This window comes from Thiomonas delicata, assembly GCF_900088825.1.
Classification (GTDB): Bacteria; Pseudomonadota; Gammaproteobacteria; order Burkholderiales; family Burkholderiaceae_C; genus Thiomonas_A; species Thiomonas_A delicata.
Genome location: NZ_LT592170.1, coordinates 1,603,602 through 1,625,511, shown reverse-complemented (window position 1 = coordinate 1,625,511; position 21,910 = coordinate 1,603,602). Strand labels below are relative to the sequence as shown.

The following is a 21,910-nucleotide window of genomic DNA, read 5'->3' as shown; positions in this document are numbered from 1 at the left end:
ACGGTCATGCTCAAAGGTGGTTGTTTATGCGGTGCCATTCGTTACGAAGCCACGGGCCCGGTTACGCACCAGACGATTTGCCACTGCACGATGTGCCGCCGCGCTGCAGGAGCGCCGTTCGTGGCCTGGTTCAGCGTGGCGCGATCCGCGCTGCGCTTCGTGGAGGGCCTGCCAGCGCAGTTCCGCTCCAGCGCGAAAGCCGTGCGTGGTTTTTGCTCCCGCTGCGGCACCCAACTGACCTTTGCGCATGACGACGCGCCTGACCTGGTCGACCTCACCACCTGCAGCCTCGACGACCCTACGCTGCTCCCGCCCAAGGACCACACCCACACCTGCAGCCGCTTGCCCTGGGTACGTCTTGCCGACGGCCTGCCCGAATTCCATGAGGCCCGCCCGGCAGCGTGAATCCGGCCGGGCGAGAAAGAGAACCATGCACGCCCCGACACGCCCCCGCACCGCAAAGCCGTTTGCCGCGTCCGTGCCCGTTCTCGCGCGTCACGGAACGCCCGCGCCCTTCGTGGTCGGCCCGTTCGATGGCGTTGCCCGGCACCACGCCTGAAGGTCCGATCATGCGCCGCAACGACACCTTCGCCCAGTTCGTCACCGAGCACATGGCCTTCGTCGACGGGCTGCGCCTGCGCGCGATGTTCGGCGGCCACGGCATCGACCAAGACACGCGCATGTTCGCCATCCTCACCGACGGACGACTCTATTTGAAGGCGGACGCCGTCACCCGCAGCGCGTTCGAGGCCCGGGGCCTGGCGCCCTTCACCTACGTGGCGCGCGGCAAGACCGTGGCCCTGCCGTATTTCGAGGCCCCGCCCGAGGTGTTCGAAGACCCGGAGGCCATGCGCAACTGGGTGGAACTGGCTTGTGCGGCGGCCTGCCAAGCCGGGCAGACCCGGCCCTAGACCGTACCGGCCCGCACCGCCTTCGCCGCCGACACCAGGTGGGCCAGCGCGGCCTCGGTTTCCGCCCAGCCGCGGGTTTTCAGGCCGCAGTCCGGATTCACCCACAGGCGCTCGGCGGGAATCACGTCCAACGCCTTGCGCAGCAGGCGCTCCATCTCGGCCTGGTCGGGCACGCGCGGGGAGTGGATGTCCCACACGCCGGGGCCGATTTCATTCGGGTACTGGAACGCGCCGAAGGCTTGCAGCAGTTCCATATCGGAGCGGCTGGTCTCGATGGAGATGACGTCGGCGTCCAGCGCGGCGATGGCCGGCATGATGTCGTTGAACTCCGAGTAGCACATATGGGTGTGGATCTGGGTGTCGTCGCGCACGCCGCTGGCCGACAGGCGGAAGGCGCGGCCGGCCCAGTCCAGGTAGGCCTGCCAGTTGCGCTGGCGCAGCGGCAGGCCTTCGCGGAAGGCGGGTTCGTCGATCTGGATCATGCCGATGCCGGCGGCCTCCAGGTCTTGCACCTCGTCGCGCACCGCCAGGGCCAGTTGCAGGGCCACTTCGCTGCGCGGCAGGTCGTCGCGCACGAAGGCCCATTGCAGCAGGGTGACGGGGCCGGTGAGCATGCCCTTCATCGGCTTTTGCGTCAGACCCTGGGCGTAGGCGCTCCACTGCACGGTCATGGGTTTGGGACGCAGCACGTCGCCGAAAATCACCGGCGGCTTGACGCAACGCGAGCCGTAGCTCTGCACCCAGCCGTATCGGGTGAACAGCACGCCTTCAAGCTGCTCGCCGAAATATTCGACCATGTCGTTGCGCTCGGCCTCGCCGTGCACCAGCACGTCCAGACCCAGTTCCTCCTGCTTGCGCACCGCCAGGGAAATGGCCTCGCGCATGCGGCGTTCGTACGCGGCAAGGTCGATCTCGCCGCGCTTGAACGCGGCGCGTGCGGCACGGATGTCGGCGGTTTGCGGGAACGAGCCGATGGTGGTGGTGGGCAGCAGCGGCAAGGCGAAGCGCGCCCGCTGCCGCGCGGCGCGCGCCGCATAACCGCTGGCGCGCTGGTCGCACGGCAGGGCGGCGATGCGCGCGCGCAGCTCGGCACGGCGCATGCGCGCGTCGGCCAGGCGGTTGGCGCGCGCGGCGCGGCTGGCCTGCAGCGCGGTGGCGGTGGCGGGACTGAGCGCATCGCCCTCGCGCAGGGCTTGCGCCAGCCATTGCAATTCGCCCAGTTTCTGCCGGGCGAAGGCCATGCCGCCCTTGAACGGCTGCGGCAGTTCATCCTCGGCGTCCAGGTCCACCGGCACGTGCAGCAGCGAGCACGACGGCGCGATCCACAGTTCGCCGCCGCGGCTGCGCAGGCCGCGCAGCAGGGCGAGTGCGGCATCGAGGTCGTCGCGCCAGACGTTGCGACCGTCGATGACGCCGGCCGACAGCACTTTGTCCGCGCCCAAGCGCTCGGCCACCCAGGCGGCTTCGCCCAGACCGCGCACCAGGTCCACGTGCAAGCCGGCAACCGGCAGCCCGCAAGCCAGGTCGAGGTTGTCTTCCAGCGGGCCGAAGTAAGTGGCCACCAGCAGCTTGAGGCCTGCTGTGCCTTGCTGCGCACCGAGGGTGCCGGCAAGCTGGGCATAGGCGGCGCGCATGGCGTCCTTCCAGACGTCGGGCAGGTCAAGGGCCAGAATGGGCTCGTCCAGCTGCACCCATGCGGCGCCCGCGGCATGCAAGGGGCGCAGGATCCGCACGTAGGCGTCGAGCAGCGCCGGCAGGAGCGCGAGGCGGTCGAATCCCTGGGCGCGGCTCTTGCTCAGCCACAGCCAGGTCAGCGGGCCGGGCAGCACAGGCTTGGCGGCCAAGCCCCGCTCGCGCGCCAGTGCCAGCTCGTCCAGCAGATCCTGCGCGTCGGGCGCGAAGCGAGTGGCAGGGTCGAGTTCGGGCACGAGGTAGTGGTAGTTGGTGTCGAACCACTTGGTGAGTTCCAGCGCCGGCTGGCTGGACGTGCCGCGCGCCAGCGCGAAATGCCGCGCCCAGCGCGACTGCCCCGGCTCGAAGCCGAAACGGGCCGGGGCCGCGCCCAGGCGCAGGGTCATCGCGGCGATGTGGTCGTAGGGCGCGAAATCGCCGGCTGTCACCATGTCCAGCCCGGCCTGGCGCTGGTCGTCCCATTGCTGCAGGCGCAGGGCGCGCCAGCTGCCGGCGAGTTCGGCCTCGCTGCTCTTGCCGGCCCAGAACGCCTCGAGCGCGAACTTCCACTCCCGTTTCGGGCCGATGCGGGGGTAGCCCAGGGTATGCGTGCGAATCATGCTTATTCCTCGAATGAATCAACAACGCGCATCATGGCTCATGCATAGCTATGATTCAAGCGAATTGTTTTCATGGAAATCATGCGTCGAAATCATGAGCCCTCTCGATCTGCGTCATCTGTCCACCCTGCAGGCACTGGCCGAGACCGGCAGCCTGACCCGCGCCGCGCAGCGGGTGCATCTCACCCAATCGGCCCTGTCGCGGCAGATCGCCGTGCTGGAGGAACATTACGGCCAGCGCCTGTTCGAGCGCACCCAGCCCGCGGTGCGCTTCACCCCCGCCGGGCAGCGCCTGCTGCATCTCGCCGCCGAGGTGCTGCCCCGGGTGCGCGACACCGAGCGCGCCATCGCCAAGTTGCGCGAGGGACAAAGCGGCAACCTGCGCATCGCGGTGGAATGCCACAGCTGCTTCGACTGGCTGATGCCGGCCATGGACGCCCTGCGCCCGCGCTGGCCCGAAGTGGAGATGGACCTGCTCTCCGGCTTCCTCGCCGATCCACTGCAGCCGCTGCGCGACGGCCAGGCCGACCTGGCCATCCTCGGCGAGAAGGTGGCCGCGCCCGACCTCGCCGTGCTGCCGCTGTTCGGCTTCGACTTCGTCGCCCTGCTCGCACGCGACCACCCGCTGGCCTCGCGGCCGCACCTGGTGGCGGCCGACTTCGCGCGCGAAACCCTCATCACCTACCCCGTGCCCGACGACAAGCTGGACGTGATGCACCAGGTTCTGCTGCCGGCGGGGGTCCAGCCCCCGGCGCGCCGTACCGCCGAACTCACCGCCGCCATCGTGCAGTTGGTCGCCTCGCGCCGCGGCATCGCCGTGCTGCCGCGCTGGGCCGCACTGCCCTATCTGGAGCGCGGCTATGTGGTCGGCCGTCCGGTGGGCGAGCCGCCGCTGCGCGGCGAACTGTTCGCCGCCGTGCCGGCGCAGCTCGCCGAGCGCGCGTATGTGCGCGAGTTCGTGGAACTGGTGCGCGGCAGCGCCCAGGCGCTGGAGGGCGCCGCACAGTCGGCATAGGCGCGTCAACGACGGGCAACGCCGCCTCGACGCGCACGGCCGCGCCAGCATGCGCGCGGGCGAAACTTTCGAAACCCGATTGAACCGGGCCCCCGGTATGCAGGGATTTATACGTTCACATTCTTCACAGATTCAAACAGCGGAATTTCCGAACTTCGGGATGCGGACTCGCTCTATGTTGCCTAGATATGCATGCGGCTGCATCCATCGGCATCCTCGCCCCCGGCATGACAGGCAAAACCACCGCGCCGGGCTCGACAAAACGCGGGCCAACCCATCCTGTTTCCGCACGCCCGACGATCCACGCGCCATGGCGCCGCAGCCTTGGCGTTCAAGAACGCTTGTCTTAAAGCCGGCCCGAATCGGCCGTCCCGGGGCATTTTTGGCCCGCACTCGACCCGAACCATTTATGAAAAAACTATGTTCATCCTTGGCCCTGGCCAGCATGCTTGCGGCACCGCTTGCGCACGCCAGTCCCGGTTTCACGCTCGGCGCGAACGTCGCGGGCACCAGCGCGTCGGGATATGGAAAATCCTCCGATTTCGGTTTCAGCGCAGGGTATCGATTCAATCCAAACGTCGGGCTCGAAGTCGGCTACGAATCGCTGATGGGCTATGAGATGACCTTGCTCAGCGCCAGCGTCTTGGGCCGGTACAGGATTGCCGATCATCTGCACCTTCTCGGCCGCCTGGGCGTCGCCCACTGGACGGAAAGCCCGACCGGCGCCCACAACGCCACCGGCACGGATCCCCTGATTGGCGTGGGCTTGTCCTATGCCATCACCAAAGCCATGAGCGTTCGCACCGAATACCAATTCGTCTCCAACACAAGCGGCAAGCTCGGGGCGAATCTGGACACCCTCATGCTCGGCATCAACTACGCGTTCTGAATCTGTCCGGCGCATTCGGAACGCCTCCGCCCGCGTCAATCGGCCACTCGCATGGAATACCCCATGCGAGTGGGCGCGCAAGCCAAGCCACCGATGCCCTGTTCAAACCAACCATCGGCGCCCCGCGTCCCCACTCCCACCCAAGCACATCATGCGCTGGACACTACTTGCTGTTTTACTCGCAGCCATCTCGATGCTGGCCCCCGCCAGCCAGGCGTCCGTCCTGGGGTCCGCGCAGAACTGGGCGGACGGCGTCGGCCAGAACCTCACCAACATCTACGACAACGGCAATTCCTCNGTACGCCAAGCAGTGGTTGTGGAACCCCGTGGGCAAGCTCAAGTTCGGCGCCGGCTACACCGCCGGCATCACCTCGCGCGCCGATATTTTCGAAAACATCCCCTTCCCGATCGCCCTGCCCCTGCTGTCGGTGGGCTACGGCCGCTTCACCATCTATGGAACCTTCATTCCGCGCATCAACAGCACCCTGAACAACGGCAACGTGGCCTTCTTCTTTGCCGGCTATGCCTTCCAGTAGGCCCGCGAAACCGACACACGCGGACCGTTCCACGATGGTTTCAGAATTTCGCGAGGTAAGGCCGCCAGGTCCTATGCCAACGAGGCATCGTGCGCTGGTTTGGATGAACACTGCAACAGCGCGGTGATTTCCAGCATGAGGAATAGCGGAACCAGATAAGCCGGGACGAGGATGAGCGGCATGAGGGCCATCGGGCGCGTCGTGATCTCTCCCGCGGCTCCAGTCGCGAGGAAGGCGCTGAGCCCGCCGAGGCTGACGGCGACGATGAGGTCCAACATGCCGAACAGATTCCAGGCCGCGAAGGCCCGGCTCGCGGCGAAACCGGGCCGGCGCAGCAAGGCCGCGAGCACCCATGGGGCGGTGAAGCCGATGGCCATGTCGCCAAGCCCGGCGGGCCAGGCGAACATACCGGGCAGGATGCCGTGCGCCCACAGCGCGAGAAAGGCGAAGCCGGCCGCGCGCCAGCCCTGCACCGCGACGATGAAACGCAGATCCGCTGCGAGCACGTAGGCGCGAAACGCCGCCGAGCCACGCCACGCCGCCAGGAACACCAGCAGCGGCGCCACGACACCAAGCAGGATGGGCAGCGGCGGCGTGCCGGGCGCGGTGGTGAACAGGCCGCGCACGCCCAGCGCGACGACGACGGCGAGCCAGACGGCAAGAACGGCGCCGACCAGCAACGGCATGGGCGATGCGCCCGGGACCCGGGTGCGGCCGGGTTGGGAAAGCGTGGCATTCGACATGATGGGCTCCTTCGCAAAGTCACTTGCATTATGCAAGTTGCGGCAGCGTAGCCCTAATACTTGTAATATGCAAGTGACACGACGCCAAACCATGAACCGCCCCACGGACTTCAAGCGATCCCCCTGCCCGGTCGCCAACACGCTCGACCTCATCGGCGACAAGTGGACCCTGCTCGTCGTGCGCGATCTGCTGCTCGGCAAGCGCACCTATGGCGAACTGCTCGACTCGCCGGAGCGCATTCCCACCAATCTGCTGGCCGACCGGCTGAAGCGGCTCGAGCAAGCCGGGCTGATCGAAAGCGCGGCTTACCAGGATCGTCCCGTGCGCTACGCCTACACGCTCACGCCCAAGGGCGCGGCGCTCGGCGACGTGCTGCAGGCCTTCGTGCGCTGGGGCAAGGCGCACATTCCAGGCACCCGCGCGCTGCGCGAGCCCGCCAAACCGCAAGCCCCAGCCAGACCCGCCGCCAAGCCGGCGACCCGGCGCGCAACGACGCGCTGAACCCCTTGCGCGCGGATCTTGGCGAAACCGCCGCCGAGGCACACAATCGCCAAGGCTTGGCCTGGGCATCCAGCCCCCGCGCCGACGCCCGCACCGGTGACGGGCTCGCGGCCAGACCCGAGCGCCGCTCCAACAGGGCGCTCGCGCGCTAGTCTTCCAGCGCGGCCCCACGCATCCAGCAACGAGGAGAGTGCCATGGCAACAACCAATACCTTCGTGGTGTGCACCCGCGCCATCGACCATTCCGGCCAGTACATCCCGGAGCCCGGTGACACCACCTTCCTGCGCGTGTCGCCAGCCAAGCAAAACTACACGCCGGCCGACAAGATCTCGCGCGAGCGCTGGAAAAAAGCCGTCATCGCCGCGGCCGACGGCGACGAGGACGACGTGACCGGCTCCACCGGCGACGTGCTGTTCTTCGTGCACGGCTACAACAACGACATCCCCACCGTGCTCTGGCGCACCCGCACCCTGCAGAGCACGCTGGCGGCGCAAGGCTGGCGCGGCCTGGTCGTGGGGTTCGACTGGCCGAGCGACAACTCCACCCTCAACTATCTGGAAGACCGCAACGACGCTTCGCAGGTGGCGCAGCGCCTCATCGACGACGTGCTGCAACTGCTCATCGACGCCCAGTTCCCCGACGGCGTGGAAGACCCGCGCTGCACCATCAACGTCCACCTGCTCGGCCATTCCACCGGCGCCTACGTCATCATGGAAGCCTTCGCCAACGCGTCGAAAAAGGGCGGCTTTTTCAAGAAACCCTGGCGCATCGCCCAGGTCGCCTTCATCGGCGGCGACGTGTCCAGCGCCTCGCTGGCCGAAACCTCGGACTGGGCCAGCCCGATGTACGCGCGCATCTTCCGCCTGACCAACTACGCCAACGGCTACGACAAGGTGCTGGGCGTCTCCAACATGAAGCGCCTCGGCACCTCGCCGCGCGCCGGGCGCGTGGGCATCCCGGCCAACGTGCCGCGCAAGGCTGTGAACGTGGACTGCTCCGACTACTTCAGCACCAAGGACCCCGCCACGTCCGTGTTCACCGGCACCTTCAACCACGCCTGGCACATCGGCGACCCCACCTTCGCCCTCGATCTCGCGCTCACGCTGGAAGGCGAGATCGACCGCCTGGTTGTGCCCACCCGCGACAACGCGAACGGCAGGCTCAAACTCGTCGGCGGGCGCAGCCGGCCCGAACACCAGGCCGATTGGGACGACCCGAGGCCGATAGCGCCGTGAGACGATGCTGATCACCGTCCAACATTGCATCGAACACCCCATGAAAATCTTCCACAACCCGCTGCACGCCCAGCATGCCGGCCGGCAGGAAATGTTTCGCGGCCGCATGGTGCCTTGTCATGAGGTGCCGGCCCGGCTCGACTTCGTGCTCGCCGCGCTGCAAAGCCGCCCGCTCGGCCCGCTGCTCGCCACCGCCATTCCCGACGCCGAACTGCACGCCGCCATGGCCCGCGTGCACCGCGCGCCCTACCTCGACTTCCTCGCCCGCGCCTGGGATGCCTGGGTGGCGATGGACCAAGCCAATGCCGAACGCGACGCCCTGCCCTCGGTCTGGCCGCTACCCAGCCGGCATGGCTTTCGCACCGACGTGGTGCCGCGCAACTTCGCCGCACAACTGGGCCTGTATGCATTCGACGCCGGGACCCCGCTCATGGCCGGCACCTGGGCCGCCGCCCGTGCCGGCGCCGGCTGCGCACTGGCTGCCGCGCAGGACGTGCTCGGCGGCGCGCGCAGCGCCTTCGCCCTCTCCCGCCCGCCCGGCCACCACGCCGGGCCGGACTACTTCGGCGGCTACTGCTTCCTCAACAACGCCGCCATCGCCGCCCAGGCGCTGCGCGACGGCGGCCACCCGCGCGTGGCCGTGCTCGACGTGGACTACCACCACGGCAACGGCACCCAGACCATCTTCTACGCCCGGCCGGACGTGCTCACCGTCTCCATCCACGGGGACCCGGCCACCGAATACCCCTTCTTCCTCGGCCACGCCGACGAACGCGGCGCCGAGGCCGGCGCGGGCTGCAACCTCAACCTGCCACTGCCGCGCGGCACCGGCTTCGCCACCTGGCGCGCGGCGCTGGACCAAGCCCTGAACGCGGTGGCCCGCTTCGGCGCCACCGCGCTGGTGGTGCCCATGGGGCTGGACACCTTCGCAGGCGACCCCATCTCCGGCTTCCAACTTCACAGCGCCGACTACCTCGCCGTCGGCCAAGCCCTGGCCGGCGCCGGCTTGCCCACCGTGTTCACCTTCGAGGGCGGCTACGCCGTCGCCGAGGTCGGCACCAATGCGGTGAACCTGCTGGAAGGGTTTGCGCAGGCGGTGTGAGTCAGCCTTGGCGGCGTCGATCCAGCTCGCGCCCGCCGCGGATGTTCCATGCACGACATGGTGCCGGTCATTGTCAAGACCGCCGACCTGGTCGGCGACATCAACACCGCCAGCGAAGAACAAGCCAGCGGCATCGAGCAGATCAGCCAGGCCGTCGCCCACGTCAACACCTCCACGCAGCACAACGCCACGGCATCCGAGGAACTTGCGGCAACGGCCGACGAAATGAACCAGCAGGCCGCGACGTTGCAGCGCACGGTCGAGCAATTCCAGCTGCCCGACACGGTCGCCGGCACCGCACCGGCAGCGGCGCTCTCCGCCCCCGAGGCGCATCGGACCCAAGACCAACGCCCACCGCCTCGCACCACCGCCATGGCCGTCATGACAAGCATGCCCGAAGGCGAGTTCGTGAAGTTCTGACCCGATGCGATCGCCGGCCCGGCGTGGCGGCCGGGCGGGGGGAGATCTTTGTAGGCGGCGATCTTGGACTTGCCTTGGATGGCCGTTGACAATGCGATGCCGGATTGGATGACAACTGCTGACTGCGGGGAGGGCTAGTCGAAGGTCTCATCTCGACCATATCTGACGGCCAGGCTCAATCCGCCGCAGTGCTCGGAATCGTGGAGGCACCAAGGAATGATCTCAGGGCGCCATCACCGCGATGCAGCCATCAGGCCTCACATCATTCACCTTGATAATGTGCCATCCGGCTTGGTCTTCGACCGGCACCCGGCTGTATTCCCCCTTTTTCAGACCCACAATGGTTGCCCTCCACTTCGGAAAGACATTTGGAGAAATCCACCCCACCAAACCCTTTTGAAGTCGCAAAAAAGGTCGATTGCGGATGGCCGCCAACTGCTCAAAGCTCTCCCCTTGGTCGAGGGCTTGCTCGACTTTCTCCGCCTCTTCCCTGGTGTCGACAAAAATCTGGGAGACGTTGTACTCGCACGCCTGAGGGCGCTCGATCGGCTTTTGCGGGATCATCGCGCCCGGATCGTAGGGCAGCAACCTTCCGACCCACGCTGACGAACTGCCGGCGAATGGAATTGGACCGTATGCGCCGACCCCCGAGCTTTCTTCATTCACGACGAGGGAACCTGAGGTGTCCTTGCGAACACGCAACAGAGTCGAGTCGTAGCCAACGGTCCCCTGTCCTGCCTGGAACCTCCGGCCGAGGTCCAGTATCAGCGAGTCCCCGCTGCATTGAAAATCGTATTGTTTTTGAGCGATTATCGCGCCGTCGAGGTAAGCGGTTGCCGTGAGGCTGTTGCCTGAAATTCTCAAATCAAGTCGATCGGCGGCGACGACCTTGGCAGGCGGCTCAGGATACGCGTTACCGGCCACCCAGCTGATGACAAGGCGGGAACGGTAGTCATACGGGGTGTATTCCCCATTGATATGAGCGCACAGCAGCGGGTCATTTGCGATCGGGGCCCATTTTTCCGGATACGGCTCGTGATATGCGCATCCGCTGGTGGCAACGGCAAACACCACGAAGCTCCGACGATCAGTCAATGCACGCCAGAGAAATTTGAGCCATTGGATCATTTGCACCCGTACTGGCCGTTATTTGTTTTTCTTGCTTTCGCCGAAAATTCTATCGTGGAAATAGACGCTGACATATAGCCTCCGGCCAGAATCAGGCATCCAGAGCAGGTCTGACAATGTCCACTCGTGGCCGACAGTCTTGCATCCGGCCGCTTCAAGCCCCTTCAAAAGCCCAGCGGTCAAACTCATCGAAAACCGTGAGCTGACCATGCGCCTTGGCGTCTGGCCGCAAGCCAATGCCGCGCCGCGGCGCGGCCTGCCGTGCGCGCAGGCCATGGCTAAGCGCTGGCCCCGCCATCCTCGTCGGCATCCAGCCAAGCCGGCAGCGCGCCGCGCAGCGCGTTGGTCAGGCGCAGGTCTTCGGCGGCGAGTAGGTCGGCGCGGGTGAGGACGCGTTCGCGTGCGGCGAAGGCGGGGTCGGCCAACAGCGCGGCGCGGGCCACGCCGGGGAGCAGGCCGCAGCGCAGCGGCGGGGTGTACCAGCGGCCGGCGAGCTTGACGAACACGCTGCTGCGCCCGCCTTCGCACAGCTCGCCGCGGGTGTTGAAGAACAGGGCGTCGAACGCGCCTTGCGCCTCGGCGGCTTTCCAGGCGGCGTCATAACGGGCGCGATGGGTGGTCTTGTGGCGCAGGAAGACATCCGCCGGATCGAGCACGGCGTCGGGCAACAGTTGGTCGGCGAGCAGCACGCGCACGCGGCCTTCGTGCAGGTTCAGCGGGGCGATGGGTGCGGTGGCGAGAGTGAAGCTGCCGTCGTGCCGCAGTTCGATGCGGGTGCGGTGGTTCCAGGGCCAGGCTGCCGTGGCGGGCAGCGGGGCGTGGGCCTGCGCCAGACGTTCGAGCAGGGCGCGGCGGTCGAAACGGAAGCCGAAATAACGGGCGGAGCGGGCCAGGCGCGCCAGGTGCGGCGCGATGTGGGCGCCCTGCTCGGGCCAGCGCGCGGCGAAGGTTTCGATGAGGCCGAAGCCTGGGTCCAGCCCGGTGGCGAAGCGGGCCTTGAGCAGGCATTCGGCCCACTCGGCCTTGGGGTCGGAATCGGCCACCACGCCGCTGCCCAGACCCATGCGCGCGGCGCGGGTGCCGGCGCGCACGCCAGCCTCGATTTCCAGGGTGCGGATGGCGACGCTGAACACGCCGCGCACGGCCTGCGGGCTGCCGGGCCGCACCGCGCTGTCGTTGGCGGACGCGGGTTGCAGCCAGCCGATGGCGCCGGTGTACAGGCCGCGCGCAGCGGGCTCCAGCTCGCCGATGATCTGCATGCTGCGGTGCTTGGGCGCGCCCACCACCGAGCCACAGGGAAACAGCGCGGCCCATAGCGCGGGCCAGCCCACCCGGGGCGCGAGTTCGGCCTGCACGCTGGAGGTCATTTGCCACACGCGGGGATAGGGCTCGACGGTGAAGCGCCGCGGCACCCGCACGCTGCCGGGCACGGCGACTCGGCCCAGGTCGTTGCGCAGCAAGTCCAGGATCATGAGGTTCTCGGCGCGGTTCTTCGCGTCGGCCGCCAGTTCGCGCGCGGCGCGTGCGTCGGCGGCAGGGTCGGCATGGCGCGGCGCGGTGCCCTTCATGGGCCGCGCGCTGATGCGCCCGCCCGGTTCAAGGGCGAAGAACAATTCGGGCGAAAGGCTGAGCACCCAGCGCCCCCCAGCCCGCGCCGGCTTGGAACCGCCTCGGGGAGTGACGTCGCAGGCATCCGGGGGCCGTCCATCCAGCCCGCGCCGAGCCGCCTCAAGCAGGCTGGAACCCCCTCGGGAGGCGACGCCGCAGGCATCCGGGGGCGGTCCATCCAGCTCGCGCCGAGCCGCCCCAAGCGGGCTGGAACCCCCTCGGGGGGCGGCGCCGCAGGCGTCGGTGGGCCGTCCATCAACCTCCGCCAGATAGGCCAGGCAGCGGTAGGCGGTGGGCTGGCTCCGGCGCAGGGCGCGGTACAGCGCCAGCGGGTGGCCGAAGGCACGGGCGTGCAACGGGAAGGTGTAGTCGATCTGGTAGGTGTCGCCCGCCGCGAGATAGGCGGCGATGCGCGCGAGCGCCTGGGTGTAGCGGGCCTGCGTGACGCCGCGCCGCCAGCCGGCCAGACCCGCCGGGGCATCGGCCTCGCCGCGGGCGGCGAGCTGGGCGCACAGCCAGGCGTCCACCGCGGCGTCGCCGTCCAGCGCGGCGGCCCCGGCAAAGCTCAAGCCCTGCACCAGCGGCGTGATGGGCGCGTGCGCCAGCGGCAGCCCGGCCAGCGCGTGCGCGGCCTCGAAGGCGGCGAACAGCGCCACCTCGCGCCCGCGCGCGAGTTCCTCGCCGGCCCAGGCTGGCATGGCGGCGGCTTCGGCCTCGGTGCGGGCGGTGCGCTGCGCGAGGAGTGCGGTGTACAGACGCGCGGGGCCGTCGGCCGGGTCGAACAGCACGAAGGACGTGGCGGCGTCAGGCAGGCCGGGCGCGGTGGGTGTGGTCACGGTGAGTAGTTTCGCGGGCGTTGCGGCGGGGTGCGTGGTCTGGCCGTGCCGGCTCAAGCCGCCGCCGCGCGGCAGTCCAGCGCCTGCTGCGCGATGGCCAGGCCCCGGCGCACGGCGGCCTGCGGGTCGGCGGCCTGGGTCACGGCGCTGACCACGGCGTAGCCGTCGGCCCCGGCGGCCATCACGCCGGGGGCGCGTTCCAGGCTGATGCCGCCGATGGCCACCGTGGGGTAGCGCGGGCGGCAGCGGGCGGCCCAGTCCGCCAGGCGCGGCAGGCCCAGCGGGCGGTAGGGCATGACCTTGAGCGTGGTGGGATACACCGGGCCGAGTGCGATGTAGCTGGGCCCCAGCGCATGCGCCCGCGCCATTTCGCCGGGGGTGTGGGTGCTCACGCCCAGGCGCATGCCGGCGGCGCGCAGCGCGGCAAGGTCAGCCACCTGCAGGTCTTCCTGACCCAGGTGCACACCGTAGGCGCCGGCATCCAGCGCCTCGCGCCAATGGTCATTGACGAACAGCTGCGCCCCCGCCTGACGCGCGGCCTCGGCCACGCGGGCGATGTCGGCGCGCAGGGCCGCGCCCTGCAGGTCCTTGATGCGCAGCTGCAGGGTGCGCGCGCCCCAGTCGAGCACGCGCAAGGCCCAGTCGGCGTCGGGCAGGATGGGGTAGAAGCCGGGCGGCGCAGTGAGCGGGGCGAAGACCGAGGCCTCGGCCTGGGGCAAGCTTTCCGGCGCCGGTCGCTGGGGGAAACTGCCGCTGTTCAAAGTGGCGGCGGGGTTCACCAGCGGGCGGGCTTCGGGCTCCGCGCGCCAGGCCTGAGCGATGCCGGCATGGGTGCGCCATTGCGCCTCGACCACGGCGTCAGCCACGCTCCAGCCTTGCGCCAGCATGGCCGCCAGCACCGCGCCATACAGGCAGCCGGTGCCGTGGGCGCCGTGGGCCAGGCGGGGCACGGCGAAGGCCTGCGCGCCGTCGCGGGTGACGAGCCAGTCCACGCTGTGCGCGCCCTGGGCATGCCCGCCCTTGAGCACCACCGCCTGGGTGCGGCCCTGCCCCAGCCAATGGGCGCGCATGGCGGCGAGCCAGTCCTGCGGCATCGCGCCGCCGTCGCTCCATGCCGGCAGGCCCAGCAGTTGCGCGGCTTCCACGCGGTTGGGCGTGATGACGGTGGCGGCGCGGGCCATGGCGGCCAGCGCACCGGCGCCGGCCTGCAGCAGTGGCACGCCGCCGGCGCTGGCGGCCAGCACCGGGTCCCACACCACGGGGCCGTCGGTGAACGCGGCGCAGAAGGACGCCACTTCGACCGCCACGTCCGCATCCCCCAGCATGCCGACCTTCACCGCAACGGGCTGCGCCTCGGCGGTGAAGGCGGCGAGCGCCGCGCGCAGCACCGGCACGGCGGTGGGCACGACCTGCCGCACGCCTTGGGCGTTTTGCACGGTGAGCGCGGTGCACACGCTGGCGCCTTTGCAGCCCATGGTCTGCCAGGCCGCCAGGTCGGTGGTGAGCCCGGCGCCGCCGGTGGGGTCGTGCCCGGCGAGGGTGAGCAAGAGCGGAGCGGACGTGGGGCTTGGCGACATGGGAGGCGGGGAATGTTCAGGGTTGCGATGGACGTGGTTGTGCGCGCAGGCAGACGTGCCGTGGCTTGCGTTCGTGCTCAGGCTCAAGCGTACCGAGATGCCGATCCGCGAGAACCGGCGCGACGCCGAACTGCGCACCCAGGGAGAGGCGAGCTTGCCGGCACGGCTTGCGATGCTGCAACTCCATCGCGAGCGTCTGGCCACCAGAATGCTTGAGTTGACGACTTGCGCCGGCGCCCTCGACGCCAAGATTCATGCCCCTCTGGCGACGACGGTCGAAGCGCCGCCGCGCTCAACAGCCTGTTCGCGGCCAAGGAGGTGTTGGCGGAACGCGGGCTCGCGCAGGCGAGCTGACACGCACCCGGCAGCGATGCGGCAGGACTTCAAGCTGCCGGCTCGCGGCCCTGAACGGCGGCGGCATCGTGCCAGAACGGCATGCCCACCGTGGGGGTGGAAGCCCGGGCGGTGTCGCGCTCGGGCATGGCGCCGGCCAGGTGCCCGAGGCGGCCGGCCTGCACCGCCTGGGCGAAGGCGGCGGCCATGCGCACGGGGTCGGCAGACTCGGCCACGGCGGTGTTGAGCAGCACGGCGTCGAAGCCAAGCTCCATGACCTGGGCCGCGTGCGAGGGCTTGCCCAGCCCGGCGTCGACCACCAGCACGGCGTCGGGCAGGCGCTCGCGCAGGGTGCGCAGCGCGTGCAGGTTCTGCGGCCCGCGGCCGGAGCCGATGGGCGCGGCCCAGGGCATGACGGCGGCCACGCCGGCGTCATGCAGACGACGGGCGAGCACGAGGTCGTCGGTGGTGTAGGCGAACACGGCGAAGCCTTCGCGCACCAGGCGCGCGGAAGCCTCCAGGGTGCCGAAGGGGTCGGGCTGCAGGGTGTAGTCGTCGCCCACCACCTCGAGCTTGATCCATGAAGTGCCGAACAGCTCGCGCGCCATCAGCGCCAGATTCACGGCCTGCTCGGCGGTATGGCAGCCGGCGGTGTTGGGCAGCAGGTGGCAGCCCAGCGCGGCGATGCGCTGCCAGAACGCCTGGCCGCCGCCGCTTTCCGGCTGCAGGCGACGCAGGCCGACGGTGAGCACCTGGGCGCCGCTGGCGGCCACGGCGTCGTCGAGCACCTGGGGGCTGGGGTAGCGCGAGGTGCCGAGCAGCAGGCGGCTGCGCAGGGTGATGCCGGCAACGTGCCAGGCATCGTCGCCCTGCGCGGCCGGCGGCGCGGCGGCGCCCGCCAGCGCGCGCAAGGCGCCTTGCGCGGGCGCGGTCGCCGCCGCGCCCTGTGAGACGGAAAGTTCAGGCGCGGTGATGTCGGTGTCCATGGTGCGAAGCCTCCGGGGGTTCAGCCGCCCACGACCGGGGCGACGATGTCGATGCGGTCCTGCGCGGCGAGCGCCTGCTCGGCCCAGCGTGCGCGGGGTATGAAGGTGCCGTTGACGGCGCAGGCGAAGGCGCGCTGCGCGGCGTCGAGCCCGCGCTCGGCGAGCAGGGCGTGCAGCGTGCCTGCGCGGGTCTGCACGGCCTGGCCGTTGAGCCAGAGGGTGCGGTCGGCGGACTCAGGCTGCATGACGCAACTCCGTTTGCGGCCCCGGCGCGCCCAGCGCCGCAGCGATGCCCTGCTCGACCTGCCGCACCAGCGCGGGAGCGATGAGGTAGCCGTGGCGGAACAGGCCGTTGATGCGCCACACGCCGCTCGCGTCCGGCCCGGCGACGGGGTGGTGGTCCGGCAGCGCGGGACGCAGCGCGGCGGCCAGGCGCAGCACGCGGGCCTCGCCGAATTCGGGGTGCAGGCTGTAGAGGGCGCTGCCGAGTTCGAGCGTGGAACGCAGCGTGGGCGGGCCGGCGTCCTCGCTGTCGAGCTCGGTGGCGCCGACGACGAACTGCCCGCCCGGTCGCGGCGCGACATAGATGGCGTAGCGCGGATGGATGAGCCGCACCGGGCGGCGCAGGCTCACGCCGGGGGCGAACACGGTGAGCACTTCGCCGCGCACGCCGTGCAGGCCGGGCACGCCGCCCCGGGCGCCGATGCCGCGGCAGTCCACCGCGAGGTCGAAGCCGTGGCGCCGGCCGTGGGCGTCGAGCAGCGCAGCCGGCGCCACGGCGTCGATCGCCACGCCCTCGTGCCAGGCGCCGCCGCAGGCGGCCAGGCCGGCGTCGAGCGCGGCGGCCAGCGCGGCATAGAGCTGGTCGTTGGCGAGCTGGCCTTCCTGCGGCAGGAACAGGCCTTGGCCGAAGCGCCCGGCCAGCAGGGGTTCGAGCGCGGAAATCTGCTCGCCGCCCAGCGTCTGCATCGACGCGCCCCCATCGCCCGCCGGCAGGTGCGCGCGCAGCAGCGCGGTGTAGTGCTCGAGCGCGCCGCGGTCGGCGGCGTGCGCCACGACCAGGGTGCCTTCGCGGCGGAAATAGATGTCGTGCCCGGTCTGCGCGTGCAGCTCGGCCAGCCACTGCGGCCAGATCGACAGCGAGGCCACGCCCAGGGCGTGGATGCCCGCGTCGGCCGCCGCAAGCTCGGCGGTGGGCGAGAGCATGGCCGCGGCGGTGGGCCCGGCGCTGCTGCGGTCGGCGCGGGCGTGGGCGTCGAACAGCTCGACCGCATAGCCCGCGCGCAACAGGCGCCAGGCCAGCAACCGGCCGGCGAGCCCCGCGCCGGCGATGCCGATGCGGGGCGCATCCCCCTCCCGACCTCCTCCACAGATGGAGGAAGTGAGCGCCGAGTTGGGGGCGGCAGGCTCCCGCACGCCTTCACCGCCCTGCGGGAAGGGTTGGGGAGGGGAGGTCTCGGCGCGGGGCGGCGCGGCGTTCACAAATAGATCTCGCTACCGGTCTTGCGGAACTCCTCGGCCTTGCGCGCCAGTTCCTGCTTGAGGTCGCCCGCCGCCACCTGGCTTTGCGCCGCGTTGCGGATGTCCTGGCTGATTTTCATCGAGCAGAACTTGGGGCCGCACATGGAGCAGAAATGCGCGGTCTTGGCCGCTTCCTTGGGCAGGGTCTCGTCGTGGAAGGCGCGCGCGGTGTCGGGGTCGAGCGCGAGGCGGAACTGATCTTCCCAGCGGAATTCGAAACGGGCGCGCGAAATAGCGTTGTCCCACAACTGCGCGCCGGGGTAGCCCTTGGCGAGGTCGGCGGCGTGGGCGGCGATCTTGTAGGCGATCAGCCCCTGCTTGACGTCGTTGCGGTCGGGCAGGCCCAGGTGTTCCTTGGGCGTGACGTAGCACAGCATGGCGGTGCCGGCCCAGCCGATGTTGGCCGCGCCGATGGCGCTGGTGATGTGGTCGTAGCCTGGCGCGATGTCGGTGGTCAGCGGGCCCAGGGTGTAGAACGGGGCCTCGAAACAGTGCTTGAGCTCCTCCTCCACATTCACCGCCACCATGTGCAGCGGCACGTGGCCGGGACCTTCGATCATCACCTGCACGTCGTGCCTCCACGCGATCTGCGTCAGCTCGCCGAGGGTGTGCAGCTCGGAGAACTGGGCCTCGTCGTTGGCGTCGGCAATCGAGCCGGGGCGCAGGCCGTCGCCGAGCGAGAAGGTGACGTCGTAGGCCTTCATGATCTCGCAGATGTCCTCGAAATGCGTGTAGAGGAAATTCTCCTGGTGATGCGCCAGGCACCACTTGGCCATGATGGAGCCGCCGCGCGAGACGATGCCGGTCATGCGCTTGGCGGTCAGCGGCACGTAGCGCAGCAGCACGCCAGCGTGGATGGTGAAGTAGTCCACGCCCTGCTCGGCCTGTTCGATCAGGGTGTCGCGGAACAGCTCCCAGGTGAGGTCCTCGGCCACGCCGTTGACCTTTTCCAGCGCCTGGTAGATGGGCACGGTGCCGATGGGCACGGGGCTGTTGCGCACGATCCATTCGCGGGTTTCGTGGATGTGCTTGCCGGTGGACAGGTCCATCACGGTGTCGGCGCCCCAGCGGATGGCCCACACCATCTTGTCCACCTCGTCCTCGATGTCGGAGGTGACGGCCGAGTTGCCGATGTTGGCGTTGACCTTGGTGAGGAAGTTGCGGCCGATGATCATCGGCTCGATCTCGGCATGGTTGATGTTGGCCGGGATCACCGCGCGGCCGGCGGCCACTTCCTGGCGCACGAATTCGCCGGTGATGGCATGCCGCATGCCGAACCAGCTGCCGCGGTGCTGGCCGCCGTTCTGCTCCAGCGCCTCGGGCAACTGGGCGCGCTGCAGGTTCTCGCGCAGCGCGATGTATTCCATCTCGGGCGTGACGATGCCGCGCCGGGCGTAGTGCATCTGGCTGACGTTGGCCCCGGCCCCGGCCTTGGCGCGGCGCGGCGCCGGCGGCTGGGCGAAGCGCAGCGCGGCGGTGGCCGGATCGTGCGCGCGCTCGCGGCCGAAGGCGCTGCTCGGGCCGGCGAGCTGCTCGGTATCGCCGCGCGCGGCGATCCACGCCTCGCGCAGCTTGGGCAGGCCGGTGCGTACGTCGATGGCGGCCTGCGGGTCGGTGTAGGGGCCCGAGGTGTCGTAGACGCGCAGCGGGGCGTTCTTCTCCAGGCGCGTCACCTCGGGCGAGTCCTGGATGATGGTGTCGGACAGGGCGATTTCGCGCCAGGGCACGCGCACGCCATGCGGGCCCTCGGCATAGACCTTGCGCGAGGCGGGAAAGGGGTCGCGGGTGATGCGACTGGCAAGCCGTGTGGGATCGACGGCGCGGCGGACTTCGGACATGGGGCCTCCTGGAGTGGTTGGCCTGCCGAAGCGCCCGGGTTGACAGCCCGGCGTCTTGGTTTCCTACGCGGGCATGACCCCGATCAGGTTCAGCGGATTTCGCAGCGCTGCGATCTCAGCCGGTGACGCGACGCATCGACCACCCGGCACTCCGACAAGCCGTTCAAGTATAGGCGCCGGCGCGCGCCCCGGCGCCATGTCCCCGCAGGCATGACTGTCTTGTCGATTCGTGCGGGAATGGGGCGGCTCGGACGCCCCTCAAACCCACGCCGGCCCCCGGCCACGGCGTGCACAGACCCTAAAACCCCGCGCCGGGCTGGCGCAGGTACGCCTGTTCGGCCTCGCTGCTCGCGCGGCCGAGGGCGGCGTTGCGGTGCGGGAAGCGGCCGAAGCGGGCGATGACATCGCGGTGGCGCACGGCGTAGTCGAGAAAACCGTCGAAAGGCTGGCGTTGCTCGGTTGGCATGGCATCGCGCAAGGCGGTGAAGAGCGCCACCGCGCGCTGCTGCACGGCGAGGTCCTCGGCGTGCTCGAGCGGCAGGTAGACGAACACGCGCTCGATGGGCCACAGGCGCGCATCGTCGCCCGCGTCCACCACGGCCAGCGCCAGCCGCAGCGCCTGCGCGTCGCTGGCGAAGGCTTCGGCGCCGCCGCGGAAGATGTTGCGCGGCAACTGGTCGAGCAGCACCAGCAGCGCCAGGGCGCCGCGCGGACTGGCGGCCCAGGACGCGCAGGCGCCGCGCCGGGCCTCGCGCAGCAGGGGCAGGTAGCGCTGGCGCAAGTCGGCATCCACCTCGGGCGACTTGCCGAACCATAGGCCGTGCTTGGCCTCCAACGTGGCCGCCGCGTCCTGCGGCGCGGCGCCGAACCAGTGGTGCAGCAGCGCGCGGGCTTCCTCCGCCTTGGGTTCGTTTGGCTCAGGCATCATCCGGCTTTCCGCGCCGCGCGTGAGGCGCCCGGTCTTGGTTGACGCCCGACGGCACGTGGTCCACGCGCCTGCCGATTTCAGGATCCGGACGCCGACGATGGCGCCGCGGGCGGCGGGGCGCGCAGCACCGCCTCGACCTGCTGCCGCGCCTGGAAGCGGATCCGGTCGACTTGCTGCCGATAGCCGGCGAGGCGCTCCCACGCCTGGGACACGGCGGCCGGGTCGGGTTTGACGGCAGCGTCCAGAGCCAGAAGATCGGCGCGGGCGGCGTAGACCTGGGCCTGCAAAGCGCCCTCCCGGCGCAAGGCGTCCGCCTCGATCTGGCCGATGCGGGCACGCTGCGACGGCGTCAATCCCGCCAGCCGGCCAACGCCGCTCGCCGCAAACTCATCGCCGCCCATCATGCCGTCGCCGCCATATCCCCCATAGCCGCCATGCCAGCGCATCATGCCCCAGCCCATGTGGCCGCCGCGCCAGCCGCCGCCAGCAGACCCGGGCGGCACGCCTTCCCCCCACCTCGCCCCCCAGAACGGCATGCCCCCATATCCGGGGTCCAGCAGCATGTGGTAGCTGGCGGTGCCGGCCAGCAGGGCGAACAGCAAAATCGCCAGCGCGAGGATCCACGTCGTGGCCCGGTTCAGGTTCATGATCGCCCTTTCATTCCAGATCCCGCCGCATGCGGTCGTAGGTCTCGCGGTCGATGTCCCCGCGCGCGTAGCGCTCCTTCAGAATATCGAGGGGCTTCCTGGGCGCCGGCAGAAATCCCGATTCGCCACGCCCCCCTCCGGCCAGCCAGCGCACCAGGGCGACGACCAACACGAGGATGAACGCCCACCAGAGCACCATCATGAACCAGCCCAGCGCGAAGCCGCCTCCGCCCATCATGCCGTAACCGTAGCCACCCATGGCGATGCTCCCGTCCGTTTGTTCAGCCGCCCAGTTGGAATGCGGTCCAACGCCGTATTGACCCATGCACTTCTCACTCTAGGCCGGGTCCCTGTCGAAGGCAAAAGAAAAGCGCCAAGCGTTTTCTTCCGACGCCGATTCGCGCGCCGCCGGGAAGGCCGCTCGCACGGCCCAGCCGGCTGTCGCAGCGCGAACGGTTACTTGGATGACGCGACCGCGATTTTGGTGATGACATATCGGCCTGCGGGGTCCTTGGTCAAATTGAAGTTCACCGTTTTCCCAGGCTCGAGGCCCTTGAGCAGGGACGGGTTCTGCACGCCGAAATCCATGGTCATTCCCGGCCAGCCCAGCGCCTTGATCGGCTGATGCGTGATATTCACCGTGCTGGCGGCGCGGTTGACGCTGTTGATGGTCCCGTGCGCCATGAAACCTTGGGTCGCACTGGCCGCGGCGGACATGCCGCCCATGCCCCCGGCGTCCATCGTGCCCATGCCGGGCATCGCGTTCGACGCGGCGACAGCGGACGACATGGCGGCCGCGGAACCGATCAGAATGAGGGCGAGGTCGAAACGTTTCATCGAGTTCTCGTGTGTTGATCCATGAT

At 69.5% G+C, this 21,910-nt stretch carries 23 protein-coding genes and 1 riboswitch; of the genes, 9 read left to right on the top strand and 14 right to left on the bottom strand.

What is annotated here, in order from left to right; genetic code table 11:
• Positions 1 to 6 precede the first annotated feature (6 nt).
• Complete coding sequence (locus THIARS_RS07755) at positions 7 to 405, top strand: GFA family protein (protein WP_094160111.1); 399 nt, start codon at positions 7 to 9, stop codon at positions 403 to 405.
• A gap of 164 nt (positions 406 to 569) precedes the next feature.
• A complete protein-coding gene (locus THIARS_RS07750) occupies positions 570 to 911 on the top strand; it encodes a TfoX/Sxy family protein (RefSeq protein WP_094160695.1) in 342 nt (113 codons plus the stop codon).
• Here THIARS_RS07750 and metE read toward each other — a convergent pair.
• Positions 908 to 3,202 carry a 5-methyltetrahydropteroyltriglutamate--homocysteine S-methyltransferase gene (gene metE, locus THIARS_RS07745; protein ID WP_094160110.1) on the bottom strand — a complete coding sequence of 765 codons (2,295 nt, stop codon included), beginning with the start codon at positions 3,200 to 3,202 and terminating at the stop codon, positions 908 to 910. The two genes, THIARS_RS07750 and metE, sit on opposite strands and share 4 nt — an antisense overlap.
• 94 nt (positions 3,203 to 3,296) lie before the next feature.
• On the opposite strand from metE, the gene THIARS_RS07740 reads away from it, so the two are divergent.
• From THIARS_RS07740 to THIARS_RS19105, 3 genes are all read left to right on the top strand, one after another.
• A complete protein-coding gene (locus tag THIARS_RS07740; protein WP_094160694.1) occupies positions 3,297 to 4,217 on the top strand; it encodes a LysR family transcriptional regulator in 921 nt (306 codons plus the stop codon).
• Positions 4,218 to 4,527: 310 nt separating this feature from the next.
• Positions 4,528 to 5,106, top strand: a complete 579-nt coding sequence (locus tag THIARS_RS18585) for an outer membrane beta-barrel protein (protein WP_186436593.1) — start codon at positions 4,528 to 4,530, stop codon at positions 5,104 to 5,106.
• Between the two features lie 167 nt (positions 5,107 to 5,273).
• Entirely contained in the window at positions 5,274 to 5,642 is a 369-nt protein-coding gene (locus tag THIARS_RS19105) for a hypothetical protein (RefSeq protein ID WP_281254187.1), read from the top strand.
• Positions 5,643 to 5,713: 71 nt separating this feature from the next.
• Here THIARS_RS19105 and THIARS_RS07725 read toward each other — a convergent pair whose 3' ends face one another.
• Positions 5,714 to 6,385, bottom strand: a complete 672-nt coding sequence (locus THIARS_RS07725; protein ID WP_245845638.1) for a hypothetical protein — start codon at positions 6,383 to 6,385, stop codon at positions 5,714 to 5,716.
• A 91-nt stretch (positions 6,386 to 6,476) separates the two neighbouring features.
• Between THIARS_RS07725 and THIARS_RS07720 the strand changes: the two genes are divergently transcribed.
• The 4 genes from THIARS_RS07720 to THIARS_RS07705 all read left to right on the top strand — a co-directional run bounded on the left by THIARS_RS07720 (position 6,477) and on the right by THIARS_RS07705 (position 9,645).
• Positions 6,477 to 6,887, top strand: coding sequence for a winged helix-turn-helix transcriptional regulator (locus tag THIARS_RS07720; protein ID WP_094160107.1), 411 nt, complete (start codon positions 6,477 to 6,479; stop codon positions 6,885 to 6,887).
• A gap of 195 nt (positions 6,888 to 7,082) precedes the next feature.
• Positions 7,083 to 8,123, top strand: coding sequence for an alpha/beta hydrolase (locus tag THIARS_RS07715; protein WP_094160106.1), 1,041 nt, complete (start codon positions 7,083 to 7,085; stop codon positions 8,121 to 8,123).
• Positions 8,124 to 8,163: 40 nt separating this feature from the next.
• A complete protein-coding gene (locus tag THIARS_RS07710; protein WP_094160692.1) occupies positions 8,164 to 9,225 on the top strand; it encodes a histone deacetylase family protein in 1,062 nt (353 codons plus the stop codon).
• Between the two features lie 48 nt (positions 9,226 to 9,273).
• Entirely contained in the window at positions 9,274 to 9,645 is a 372-nt protein-coding gene (locus THIARS_RS07705) for a hypothetical protein (protein ID WP_094160105.1), read from the top strand.
• 222 nt (positions 9,646 to 9,867) lie between these two features.
• Here THIARS_RS07705 and THIARS_RS07700 read toward each other — a convergent pair whose 3' ends face one another.
• The 12 genes from THIARS_RS07700 to THIARS_RS07645 form a co-directional block, all read right to left on the bottom strand.
• Positions 9,868 to 10,773, bottom strand: a complete 906-nt coding sequence (locus THIARS_RS07700; RefSeq protein ID WP_094160104.1) for a peptidylprolyl isomerase — start codon at positions 10,771 to 10,773, stop codon at positions 9,868 to 9,870.
• Positions 10,774 to 11,051: 278 nt separating this feature from the next.
• Positions 11,052 to 13,217, bottom strand: a complete 2,166-nt coding sequence (locus THIARS_RS07690; RefSeq protein ID WP_245845635.1) for a chorismate-binding protein — start codon at positions 13,215 to 13,217, stop codon at positions 11,052 to 11,054.
• Between the two features lie 53 nt (positions 13,218 to 13,270).
• On the bottom strand, positions 13,271 to 14,794 hold the full coding sequence (gene thiE, locus THIARS_RS07685; RefSeq protein WP_094160102.1) for a thiamine phosphate synthase: 1,524 nt from the start codon (positions 14,792 to 14,794) through the stop codon (positions 13,271 to 13,273).
• A gap of 16 nt (positions 14,795 to 14,810) precedes the next feature.
• Complete coding sequence (locus THIARS_RS18230; protein ID WP_141202357.1) at positions 14,811 to 15,050, bottom strand: hypothetical protein; 240 nt, start codon at positions 15,048 to 15,050, stop codon at positions 14,811 to 14,813.
• A gap of 127 nt (positions 15,051 to 15,177) precedes the next feature.
• Positions 15,178 to 16,113 (bottom strand): thiazole synthase, encoded by a 936-nt coding sequence (locus tag THIARS_RS07680; RefSeq protein ID WP_094160101.1) that lies wholly within the window; start codon positions 16,111 to 16,113, stop codon positions 15,178 to 15,180.
• Between the two features lie 20 nt (positions 16,114 to 16,133).
• A complete protein-coding gene (gene thiS / locus THIARS_RS07675) occupies positions 16,134 to 16,358 on the bottom strand; it encodes a sulfur carrier protein ThiS (RefSeq protein ID WP_094160100.1) in 225 nt (74 codons plus the stop codon).
• Complete coding sequence (locus tag THIARS_RS07670) at positions 16,348 to 17,595, bottom strand: FAD-dependent oxidoreductase (protein ID WP_245845634.1); 1,248 nt, start codon at positions 17,593 to 17,595, stop codon at positions 16,348 to 16,350. The genes thiS and THIARS_RS07670 overlap by 11 nt, the downstream gene beginning before the upstream one ends.
• Positions 17,592 to 19,472, bottom strand: a complete 1,881-nt coding sequence (thiC, locus tag THIARS_RS07665) for a phosphomethylpyrimidine synthase ThiC (protein WP_094160099.1) — start codon at positions 19,470 to 19,472, stop codon at positions 17,592 to 17,594. Before thiC ends, THIARS_RS07670 begins: the two co-directional genes overlap by 4 nt.
• Before the next feature lie 42 nt (positions 19,473 to 19,514).
• Positions 19,515 to 19,636: riboswitch (TPP riboswitch) on the bottom strand.
• A gap of 134 nt (positions 19,637 to 19,770) precedes the next feature.
• Positions 19,771 to 20,400: a DUF924 family protein gene (locus THIARS_RS07660; RefSeq protein WP_222423040.1), complete on the bottom strand. Its 630-nt coding sequence runs from the start codon at positions 20,398 to 20,400 to the stop codon at positions 19,771 to 19,773.
• Between the two features lie 77 nt (positions 20,401 to 20,477).
• Entirely contained in the window at positions 20,478 to 21,047 is a 570-nt protein-coding gene (locus THIARS_RS07655) for a hypothetical protein (RefSeq protein ID WP_094160097.1), read from the bottom strand.
• Positions 21,048 to 21,057: 10 nt separating this feature from the next.
• Positions 21,058 to 21,306 (bottom strand): SHOCT domain-containing protein, encoded by a 249-nt coding sequence (locus tag THIARS_RS07650; protein ID WP_094160689.1) that lies wholly within the window; start codon positions 21,304 to 21,306, stop codon positions 21,058 to 21,060.
• A gap of 197 nt (positions 21,307 to 21,503) precedes the next feature.
• Positions 21,504 to 21,884, bottom strand: a complete 381-nt coding sequence (locus tag THIARS_RS07645) for a copper-binding protein (RefSeq protein ID WP_094160096.1) — start codon at positions 21,882 to 21,884, stop codon at positions 21,504 to 21,506.
• Positions 21,885 to 21,910 lie beyond the last annotated feature (26 nt).

Bases quoted from the DNA above. Each gene is read 5' to 3' on its own strand.
- THIARS_RS07750 (WP_094160695.1), top strand. From the start codon at position 570: ATGCGCCGCAACGACACCTTCGCCCAGTTCGTCACCGAGCACATGGCC.
- THIARS_RS07720 (WP_094160107.1), top strand. From the start codon at position 6,477: ATGAACCGCCCCACGGACTTCAAGCGATCCCCCTGCCCGGTCGCCAAC.
- THIARS_RS07645 (WP_094160096.1), bottom strand. From the start codon at position 21,884: ATGAAACGTTTCGACCTCGCCCTCATTCTGATCGGTTCCGCGGCCGCC.
- THIARS_RS07740 (WP_094160694.1), top strand. From the start codon at position 3,297: ATGAGCCCTCTCGATCTGCGTCATCTGTCCACCCTGCAGGCACTGGCC.
- thiE (WP_094160102.1), bottom strand. From the start codon at position 14,794: ATGTCGCCAAGCCCCACGTCCGCTCCGCTCTTGCTCACCCTCGCCGGG.
- THIARS_RS07655 (WP_094160097.1), bottom strand. From the start codon at position 21,047: ATGAACCTGAACCGGGCCACGACGTGGATCCTCGCGCTGGCGATTTTG.
- THIARS_RS07710 (WP_094160692.1), top strand. From the start codon at position 8,164: ATGAAAATCTTCCACAACCCGCTGCACGCCCAGCATGCCGGCCGGCAG.
- THIARS_RS18230 (WP_141202357.1), bottom strand. From the start codon at position 15,050: ATGAATCTTGGCGTCGAGGGCGCCGGCGCAAGTCGTCAACTCAAGCAT.
- thiS (WP_094160100.1), bottom strand. From the start codon at position 16,358: ATGCAGCCTGAGTCCGCCGACCGCACCCTCTGGCTCAACGGCCAGGCC.
- THIARS_RS07705 (WP_094160105.1), top strand. From the start codon at position 9,274: ATGCACGACATGGTGCCGGTCATTGTCAAGACCGCCGACCTGGTCGGC.
- THIARS_RS07650 (WP_094160689.1), bottom strand. From the start codon at position 21,306: ATGGGTGGCTACGGTTACGGCATGATGGGCGGAGGCGGCTTCGCGCTG.
- THIARS_RS07715 (WP_094160106.1), top strand. From the start codon at position 7,083: ATGGCAACAACCAATACCTTCGTGGTGTGCACCCGCGCCATCGACCAT.
- THIARS_RS07725 (WP_245845638.1), bottom strand. From the start codon at position 6,385: ATGTCGAATGCCACGCTTTCCCAACCCGGCCGCACCCGGGTCCCGGGC.
- THIARS_RS18585 (WP_186436593.1), top strand. From the start codon at position 4,528: ATGGCGCCGCAGCCTTGGCGTTCAAGAACGCTTGTCTTAAAGCCGGCC.
- metE (WP_094160110.1), bottom strand. From the start codon at position 3,202: ATGATTCGCACGCATACCCTGGGCTACCCCCGCATCGGCCCGAAACGG.
- thiC (WP_094160099.1), bottom strand. From the start codon at position 19,472: ATGTCCGAAGTCCGCCGCGCCGTCGATCCCACACGGCTTGCCAGTCGC.
- THIARS_RS07700 (WP_094160104.1), bottom strand. From the start codon at position 10,773: ATGATCCAATGGCTCAAATTTCTCTGGCGTGCATTGACTGATCGTCGG.
- THIARS_RS07755 (WP_094160111.1), top strand. From the start codon at position 7: ATGCTCAAAGGTGGTTGTTTATGCGGTGCCATTCGTTACGAAGCCACG.
- THIARS_RS07680 (WP_094160101.1), bottom strand. From the start codon at position 16,113: ATGGACACCGACATCACCGCGCCTGAACTTTCCGTCTCACAGGGCGCG.
- THIARS_RS07660 (WP_222423040.1), bottom strand. From the start codon at position 20,400: ATGATGCCTGAGCCAAACGAACCCAAGGCGGAGGAAGCCCGCGCGCTG.